Annotated in this window: 11 protein-coding genes; 2 read left to right on the forward strand and 9 right to left on the reverse strand. The window is 70.6% G+C overall.

Annotated elements, in window-relative coordinates; translation table 11 throughout:
* Window positions 1–62 precede the first annotated feature (62 nt).
* From E2F46_RS17220 to E2F46_RS17230, 3 genes are all read right to left on the reverse strand, one after another.
* The gene (locus tag E2F46_RS17220; RefSeq protein WP_207949633.1) at window positions 63–509 is read right to left on the reverse strand and encodes a TFIIB-type zinc ribbon-containing protein; all 447 of its coding nucleotides are present in this window, start codon (window positions 507–509) and stop codon (window positions 63–65) included.
* Entirely contained in the window at window positions 506–1,921 is a 1,416-nt protein-coding gene (locus E2F46_RS17225) for a transporter permease (protein WP_133323817.1), read from the reverse strand. The genes E2F46_RS17220 and E2F46_RS17225 overlap by 4 nt, the downstream gene beginning before the upstream one ends.
* An 85-nt stretch (window positions 1,922–2,006) precedes the next feature.
* Window positions 2,007–3,413 (reverse strand): coniferyl aldehyde dehydrogenase, encoded by a 1,407-nt coding sequence (locus E2F46_RS17230; protein WP_133323818.1) that lies wholly within the window; start codon window positions 3,411–3,413, stop codon window positions 2,007–2,009.
* Between the two features lie 85 nt (window positions 3,414–3,498).
* Here E2F46_RS17230 and E2F46_RS17235 point away from each other — a divergent pair, with 85 nt between their 5' ends.
* A complete protein-coding gene (locus tag E2F46_RS17235; RefSeq protein WP_133323819.1) occupies window positions 3,499–4,050 on the forward strand; it encodes a gamma carbonic anhydrase family protein in 552 nt (183 codons plus the stop codon).
* Between the two features lie 38 nt (window positions 4,051–4,088).
* A complete protein-coding gene (locus tag E2F46_RS17240) occupies window positions 4,089–4,469 on the forward strand; it encodes a VOC family protein (RefSeq protein ID WP_133323820.1) in 381 nt (126 codons plus the stop codon).
* Window positions 4,470–4,599: 130 nt separating this feature from the next.
* Here E2F46_RS17240 and E2F46_RS17245 read toward each other — a convergent pair whose 3' ends face one another.
* From E2F46_RS17245 to E2F46_RS17270, 6 genes are all read right to left on the reverse strand, one after another.
* On the reverse strand, window positions 4,600–4,857 hold the full coding sequence (locus E2F46_RS17245; RefSeq protein ID WP_133323821.1) for a YkgJ family cysteine cluster protein: 258 nt from the start codon (window positions 4,855–4,857) through the stop codon (window positions 4,600–4,602).
* Between the two features lie 9 nt (window positions 4,858–4,866).
* Window positions 4,867–5,709, reverse strand: coding sequence for a shikimate dehydrogenase (gene aroE / locus E2F46_RS17250; RefSeq protein ID WP_133323822.1), 843 nt, complete (start codon window positions 5,707–5,709; stop codon window positions 4,867–4,869).
* Window positions 5,710–5,765: 56 nt separating this feature from the next.
* Window positions 5,766–6,212, reverse strand: a complete 447-nt coding sequence (locus E2F46_RS17255) for a GNAT family N-acetyltransferase (protein ID WP_133323823.1) — start codon at window positions 6,210–6,212, stop codon at window positions 5,766–5,768.
* A complete protein-coding gene (gene hemB / locus E2F46_RS17260) occupies window positions 6,191–7,183 on the reverse strand; it encodes a porphobilinogen synthase (protein ID WP_133323824.1) in 993 nt (330 codons plus the stop codon). The genes E2F46_RS17255 and hemB overlap by 22 nt, the downstream gene beginning before the upstream one ends.
* A 208-nt stretch (window positions 7,184–7,391) precedes the next feature.
* Window positions 7,392–7,640, reverse strand: a complete 249-nt coding sequence (locus tag E2F46_RS17265; protein ID WP_133323825.1) for a hypothetical protein — start codon at window positions 7,638–7,640, stop codon at window positions 7,392–7,394.
* Between the two features lie 88 nt (window positions 7,641–7,728).
* The coding region (locus tag E2F46_RS17270; RefSeq protein WP_486624442.1) for a chorismate transformation FkbO/Hyg5 family protein at window positions 7,729–8,302 on the reverse strand (574 nt) is incomplete at its 5' end.

Here is an 8,302-nt window from a genome sequence, read left to right on the forward strand (position 1 = left end):
CGGTGGTTCGAGTCCACCCATAGCCACCAGAATTTCCATTTGAATCAGCCTGTTGCCCGCGGTCACAGCCCGGACAGGGCGTCGCCGATGAACTCGAGCAGGGTGCCGATGGCGTCGCCGGTCGCGTCGAGCACGTTGAAGGAGGACTCGGGATCAGACGACGCTTCGCGCACGATGTGCTGGCCCGTCGAAGGCTTGGCACGCAGGATCTTGTCGCGCTCGCCGGCATCCAGCCACGCACCGGTGCATTGCGGGCAGACATCGACCTCGACGCCATGGTGCATCACCGGCACCAGCGTGCTGCCATCATCCGGACAGCGAAGGCGACGTGCCACCGCGTGTGTCGGCAGGTGGTCGATGGCCGCCGTGCCGATGGCGTCGCGGACCACGCGGCCAGGCAGCCACAGTCCATCGCAGCGCGTGCAGTGCCATTCATGCAGCGAGCCCATGCCATCGACGCGGCGCAGCGCGATCCGGTCGACGGGGCAGTGCGCGGTGGCCACGTTCACTGCAGCCCCACCAGCACCGCCAGCGCGACGAAGCCCGCGCCCACCGCGAGCAACAGCAGCACGAAGCGCCAGACCAGCGCGATCCACTGCGTCCACGCGATGCCGGCCACGCCGATTGCGCCCAAGAGCACCGCCGAGGTCGGCACCACCAGGTTGGTCAGGCCGTCGCCGAGCTGGAACGCCACCACCGCCACCTGCCGGCTCACGCCGACCAGGTCGCCCAGCCCGGCCATCAGCGGCATGGTGATCGCGGCCTGCGCCGAGCCCGAGGTCACGAAGAAATTGAACACCGCCTGCATCAGGTACATGCCTTGCGCCGCGAGCAGCGGCGGCCAGTCGTCGAGCAGGGTGCCCAGGCCGTACAGCGCGCTGTTGAGCACCGAAGGCGCGTGCGGGTCGGTGCCGCCCAGCAGCCAGAGCATGCCTTTCGCCGCGGCGATCACCAGCGCCACCGGCACCAGCAGGCGCGCGCCTTCGGTGAACAGTTCGGCGATGCGGTTGGCGGTGAGCCGCCCGTCGAGCCACGCGACCAGGCCGCACGCCAGGCCCATCGCGAAGAACTGGCTGGCGATCTCCGGCAGGTAGTAGCCCTGCGTGGTCACGCCCCAGACGATCCATGCCACCGTGCCCAGCACGATGGCGAGGATGCTGCGGTCGGCCCAGTTCATCGGTGCCGGTTCCGGCGCGTCCGGTGCGGGTTCGATCGCATCCGGCGCGCACATGTGCCGGCGCGCGTACAGCAGGGTGAACGCGACGCCCACGCCGGTGAAGGTGGCCCACATCGCCATCCGGAACGGCGCCGCCGAGAGCAGCGGCAGTTCGGCGATGCCCTGCGCGACGGCGACGCTGAAGGGATTCATCCACGAACTGCCGAACCCGATCTGGCTGGCCATGTAGGTGCACATCACCGCGCTGGCGCGCGGCAGGCCCAGCCGGTCGGTCAGCGGCAGCAGCAGCGCGAGGAAGGCGATGGTCTCCTCGCCCATGCCGAACACCGCGCCACCCAGCGAAAACGCGACGAACAGACTGGCCAGCAGCCACATCGGGCGATGGCCGGTGAGCGTCATCAGCCGCACCAAGCCGCGATCGATCGCGCCGGTGCCGTTCACCACGGAGAATGCGCCGCCGACGATCAGCAGCAGCGCGATCACGCCCACCGCCGCAGAAGTGCGGCTGCCGGAAGTCAGGCCATGGAACAGGAAATTGAGGAAGCCGACCTCGTCGCCGCTGGCGAACCAGCGCACCGGGGTGCTTTCCTCCGCGAAACGGAAGCTCGACAGCGACACCGGCACGTCGGCGGCGAAATACCCGGCCGGCAGCCACGGCGTGACCAGCGCGGCCACGCAGACGATGGCGAACAGGATCACCAGCGTGTTGACGCCGCCGCCCTGCGCGGGCACCGATGGGTTCATCACGACATCCTGCAACGATCACGGAACAGCCGACAGGATGCGCGATCGCGGCGATGCGTGCACGCCGCCCGCCGGCCGAGGTGGATCAGCGCACCAGGAAATCGATGAAGCGCTGCACCTTCGCGTACGGCGGCTTGAGCAGGTCGCTGCCGGCGCGGCGCGGCTGCCACAGGATCGGCAGCGCCTTGCTCATCGCGTCGAAGCCGGCGCGGCCGTGGTAGGCGCCCATGCCGCTGGCGCCGATGCCGCCGAACGGGAGGGCGTTGATGCCGAAGTGCAGCAGGGTGTCGTTCACCGTCACGCCGCCGGCCAGCGTGTTGCGCAGGATGGCCTCGATGCTGGCGCGGTCGCGGCTGAAGGGATACAGCGCCAGCGGCCGGTCGCGTGCGTTGATGAAGGCGATGGCTTCGTCCAGCGAGGCGACGGTGCGGATCGGCAGGATCGGTCCGAAGATTTCCTCCTGCATCACCGTCGCGTCGTCGCCGGGCTCCAGCACCAGGGTGGGGGCGAAGATGCGGCGGGCGCGATCGTGTACCGGCGCCAGCGGCAGGGTGTCGACGCCGCGCTGGCGGGCATCGTCGAGATGGCCGTCGAGCCGCGCGAACTGCGCATCGTTGATGATGCGGGTGTAGTCGGAGGCATCGTCGGAGAGCGTTCCGTAGCGCGCAGACACTTCGTCGCGCAGCGCCTGTACCAGCGCGTCGCGGCGCGCCGCATTGCCGACCAGCAGCACGTAGTCCGGCGCGATGCAGGTCTGGCCGCCGTTGAACCACTTGCCGGTGGCCAGGCGTGCGGCGGCGCGTGCGGGGTCGATGTCCGCGCAGACGATCGCCGGCGACTTGCCGCCAAGTTCCAGCGTCAGTGGCGTCAGGTGGGGTGCCGCGGCGGCCATCACCTTGCGGCCAACGCTCGTGGAGCCGGTGAACACGAGGTGGTCGAACGGCAGCGCGGCAAAGGCGGCCGCCACGTCGGCATCGCCGCTCGCCACCGCCACGCGATCGGCCGGGAACACCTCGTCCAGCAGCGAGTGCAGGAAGGCCGCGGCACGTGGCGTGTGCTCGGAGGGCTTGAGGAACACGTGGTTGCCGGCGGCAATCGCGGTGGCCAGCGGGATCAGCGCCAGGTTCACCGGATAGTTCCAGGGCGAGATCACGCCCACCACGCCCACCGGCTCGCTGCGCACCTCGGCGCGCGCGGGCCAGAAGCGCCAGCCGGTGCCGACCCGGCGCGGCTTCATCCAGCGCTTCAGATGCGTGCGGAGGTGGTCGATCTCGGTCAGCACGGTCATGCCGTCGGCCACCAGCGACTCGTGCCGCGAACGGTGGCCGAAGTCGGAGGCGATGGCGTCGGCCATCTCCGGCAGGCGCCGCTTCAGCGCCCCGCGCAGGCGCAGCAGGTCGTCGCGACGCTGGGCGGCATCGGGCTTGCCTGCCTGCCAGGCGCTGCGCAGGCGGTCCAGCGTGGGGCGGAGTTCGGCAACGGGCGTGTCCATGCCGCCGAGTGTATGCGGCGGCAGTGGAGCCGGTGCACCAATGCGCACCGGCCGGGAATCGATGTCAGGCCCTACAATGGCGGCCATGAACAGCACCGTCCTGCGTCCCTATCGCGACAAGTCGCCCCAACTCGGCCAGCGCGTGTATGTCGATCCGGTCGCCAGCGTGATCGGCGACGTGGTGCTGGGCGACGACGTGTCGGTGTGGCCGTTCACGGTGATCCGTGGCGACGTCAACTACATCCGCATCGGCGCGCGCACCAACCTCCAGGACGGCACCGTGGTGCATGTCAGCCACGATGGCCCGCATGCCAAGCTGGGCGGGTTCGCCACGGTGATCGGCGAGGACGTGACCATCGGCCACAAGGCGGTGATCCACGCCTGCCGCATCGAGGATGCCTGCCTGGTCGGCATGGGCGCCACGGTGATGGATGGCGCGGTGGTGAAGAAGCATGGCTTCGTCGGCGCCGGTGCCTTGATCGCGCCGGGCAAGACCGTCGGCGAGGGCGAACTGTGGCTCGGAAACCCGGGCCGCTTCGTGCGCAGGCTGTCGGATGCCGAGATCGAGGCGCTGCACTACAGCGCCGGGCACTACGTGCGCCTGAAGGACGACTACCTGGCGATGACGCCGGCGTAGCACGGTTCCACCGGTTGCCGATCCGTCGAGGAGGCGTCATGGATTACAAGCCGCAGGGTTACACGTCGGTGGCGCCGTACCTGGTCGTCGACGGCGCCCGGCGCACGGTGGAGTTCCTGCAGGCCGTGTTCGATGCCCAGCCGCTGCGCATGCACCCGATGGGCGAAGGCCGGCTGGGGCATGCCGAAGTGCGCATCGACGACACCGTGCTGATGCTGTCCGACGCGATGGACGGCTGGCCTGCCGTCGCCAGCCACGTGCACCTGTACGTCCCGGATGTCGATGCCACGTGGCAGCGGGCGATGGCCGCCGGCGCCGAGCCGGTGCAGGCGCCCGTGCAGAAGGATGATGCCGACCGCCGCGGCGGCTTCCGCGATGCCGGCGGCACCACCTGGTGGGTGTCCACGCAGGTCGGTTGAGGGACGCCGGGGGCGTCATTGCACCCTGTTGCGTGTTCGCCGCGTTGCTGCCGCGCCCCCGTCCGGCCCTGCGGGCCACCTTCTCCCGCAAGCGGGAGAAGGGAGGGCGTGCATTGGCGGGCAGGAAGCATCAGGCAGGCGCGGTCGCGCGCTCGAGTGTCGCCAGCAGCGCCACCGCCTCGTCGCGGTCCGCGCCGCACATGTCGGGCGATGGCTTCAGCGATGCGCAGAACGCGGGGCGCCCGGGTTTGCCGAACAGGCGGCAACGCAAGTCGTCGTCCAGCTGCACGCAGGGCACGCCCGCCGGCTTGCCGTGGGGCATGCCCGGGATGGGGCTGGTGATCGACGGGGCGATGCAGCACGCGCCGCAGCGTTCGCGGCAGTGCATGGCGTCGGCTCAGTCGGCGGTGCGCAGCGCGGCGTTGCGTTGGCGCAGGGCGGCATGGACCTCGTCGGTCTGCGGCCGCATGCCATGCCAGAGCGCGAAGCTTTCCGCCGCCTGCTCGACCAGCATGCCGAGGCCGTCGATGGCCTCGCGTGCGCCGGCCGCGCGCGCCCACGACAGGAAGGCAGTGGCCGCCTCGCCGTAGCTCAGGTCCACCGCGGCACTGCGTGCGCCCATCAGCGACATCGGCAGGTGGGGCATGGCGGCATCGCGGCCGGCCGAAGTGGCGTTGATGATCAGGTCGAAGTCGCCCAGCTTGCCCACGTCGTGGAGATAACGCGAATGCACGCGCGCGGGTTGGCCCAACCGGTCGACCAGTGCATCGGCGCGCTCCGAGGTGCGGTTGACGATGTACAACTCGCCGATACCGGCATCCAGCAACGCCGGCGCGACGCCGCGCGCCGCGCCGCCGGCACCGATCAGCAGGGTGCGGCGCGCGCGCAGGTCGAGGCGGTGGCGGCCGGTGAGGTCGCGCACCAGGCCTTCGCCGTCGGTGTTGTCGCCCAGCCAGCCTTCGTCGCAGCGCACCAGCGTGTTGACCGCGCCGGCGCGTCGCGCCCGCTCGGTGGTGGTCGCGGCCAGCGCGAACGCGGATTCCTTCAGCGGCAGGGTGACGTTTGCGCCCGCGCCACCGCCATCGGTGAACGCCTGCAGCGCCTCGAAGAAACGCTCGGCGGTGGCGTCGATGGTGTCGTACTGCAGGTCGATGCCGGCCTGTTTGCCGAAGGCGGCATGGATCTGCGGCGACAGCGAGTGCGCGACGGGATGGCCGAAGACGGCGTAGTGCCTGCGCATGGCGGACGGCCTCCCTGCAGTGGTGGTGCCGCCAGTCTACCCGCAAGACGGCGCGGTCAGTCCAGCGGTTTGGCGTAGGCGTGCTGGGTCTTGCGGCAGGCGTAGCCGAGCGCCGGATAGAAAGCGTGCGCCTCGTGGCGCAGCACGTTGGAGCGCAGGAAGACTTCCGTGGCACCGCGCTCGCGTGCCCAGCGTTCCGCGGCCTCCAGCAACCGGCGTCCGCGGCCGCTGCGGCGCAGCCCGGCATCGACCACCAGCGCCACGATCTCGACGCGCAGTCCACCCACCACGAGCAGCCGCTGTTCGATGGCGACGTAGCCCGCGAGCGGGCCATCGCCGGCGTCGTCCACCAGCACGGCGTGGGTCGGGGATGCCAGCAGCTGCGCGAGGCGTTCCGACATCGTGATCGCGTCGCCGGGATAGCCGAGCAGGGCGGACAGCCGCGCGACCTCGGCGGCATCGCCCTGCGCGGCGGCGCGGATCACCCCGCGTCCTTCAGCCACCGCGCTGCATCGAGCGCGGCGTAGGTGAGCACCGCATCGGCGCCGGCGCGCTTGATGGAGGTGAGCGCTTCCAGCGTGCAGGCGCGTTCGTCCAGCCAGCCGTTCTGCGCGGCGGCCTTGAGCATCGCGTACTCGCCGCTGACCTGGTAGACGAAGGTCGGCGCGCCGAACGCGTCCTTCACCTGGCGGACGATGTCCAGGTACGGCAGGCCGGGCTTGACCATCACCATGTCGGCGCCCTCGGCGAGGTCGAGTTCGACTTCACGCAACGCTTCGGCGGCGTTGGCCGGGTCCATCTGGTAGGTCTTCTTGTCGGCCTTGCCGAGCGCGGACGCCGAGCCCACCGCATCTCGGAAGGGGCCGTAGAACGCACTGGCGTACTTCGCCGAATAGGCGAGGATGCGGGTGTGCACATGGGCGTCGCTTTCGAGGGCGTCGCGGATCGCGCCGATGCGGCCGTCCATCATGTCGCTGGGCGCGACCACGTCGGCACCGGCGCGTGCGTGCGACAGCGCCTGCCGGACCAAGGCTTCGACGGTGGCGTCGTTCATGACGTAGCCGTCGTCGTCGACCAGTCCGTCCTGGCCATGCGTGGTGTACGGGTCCAGCGCCACGTCGGTGATCACGCCGAGTTGCGGGAAACGCTGCTTGATTGCCCGCACCGCGCGTTGCGCCAGGCCGTCGTCGTCCCAGGCCGCGGCGGCATCGCGCGATTTCGCCTCCGGCGCGGTCACCGGGAACAGCGCCAGCGCGGGGATGCGCAGTTCGCTCGCGGCTTCCGCGACGCGCAGCAGCTCCTCGACGGACACGCGCGCCACGCCCGGCATCGAGGCGATGGCCTCGCGCCCGGCGGGTTCGTGCACGAACACCGGATAGATGAGGTCGTCGGCGGTAAGCACGGTCTCGCGCATCAGCCGGCGCGAGAAATCGTCGCGGCGCATCCGCCGCAAGCGGGTATCGGGGTAGGCCATGGCGGCGATTCTACGCTGCGGGCCGCACCAGGCGCCGTGCGAAACGCCCACGGTCCGTGCGCGAGCCGAACGCCGCCCTCCCGGCGCAAGCCGGGATCCAATGACTTCCGGGCGTGGTGGCGCGGGTATCCGGTTTTCAACGGGGGCGCCAACAACACCAACCCCGGGTGGCCGCTGCGCGGGGCCAAGCCCGCCCGCCCAGGAGGCTTCAGATCACGCCGCCACCGAGCGCCAGCCGCACGATGCCGACCACGATCGCGATGCCGTTGAGCAGCAGCCCGGCCCTGGCGCGGCCGTTGCGCCCGCTGCGCGTGAACAGCACGCCGATCGCGCCGATCGCCGCGCCCACGGCCGCGAACGGGATGAGGAACCAGTTGCCCCATCCCAGCAGCGGAATGAGCGCCACGACCATCCAGCACATCGAAACGATGCCCCACAGCAGGCTGATCAGTCCCATCTTGCTTGCACTCCCCCGGCCACACGTCCGGACATGCTCCACGCGACGCGGCCTGGAGGCGGCTTGTGACTGCGGCGCGGAAAACCGCTCAGGCGCCGTGCACGCCGTCGATCTCCACCGCCAGTTCGCGCCGGCAGATGGCAGCGTGCAGGAGCAGCCGCGGGACACGATCGCCAAACCGTGCGTCGAGGTCCGCGGCAACGATGGACAGATCGTCGAAGTCGCGCACATACACCTTCAGCCGCGTGCCGGCGCCGAAGCGCTCCGGCAGGCTCGGATTGCCAAGGCGCGCCGACGCCAGCAGCGCATCGAAGTTGACGAAGGTTTCTTCCAGCTGCGCCAGCAGTTCGCCGTCGTGCTGCGATGCATGGCCTACCACGGCTGCGGTGCCGGAGAGCAGCAGCGGCATGGTGCTGCCGGAGGGCGGCAGCATGGCCCGCGCGAAGCTGGGCGGCTGTGGGCCGTACTGCCGCGGATAGCGGTAGGCGCTGACCTGGCGCGGGTTCTCGACCGGGATGCCCGGCGTGCGCGCGGCCAGCCAGTAGACCTGGATGGTGCGGTCGTCGTCGCAGCGGCCGATGGCGGTGGCGGCGGGCAGCGCGGTGGCGTCGAAATCGCCCAGCCCGCGCGCGCGGCCCACGCAGAAGCGGCGGTAGCGCTCT

Origin of the sequence: Luteimonas aestuarii (assembly GCF_004357985.1) — a bacterium.
GTDB classification, from domain to species: Bacteria; Pseudomonadota; Gammaproteobacteria; order Xanthomonadales; family Xanthomonadaceae; genus Luteimonas; species Luteimonas aestuarii.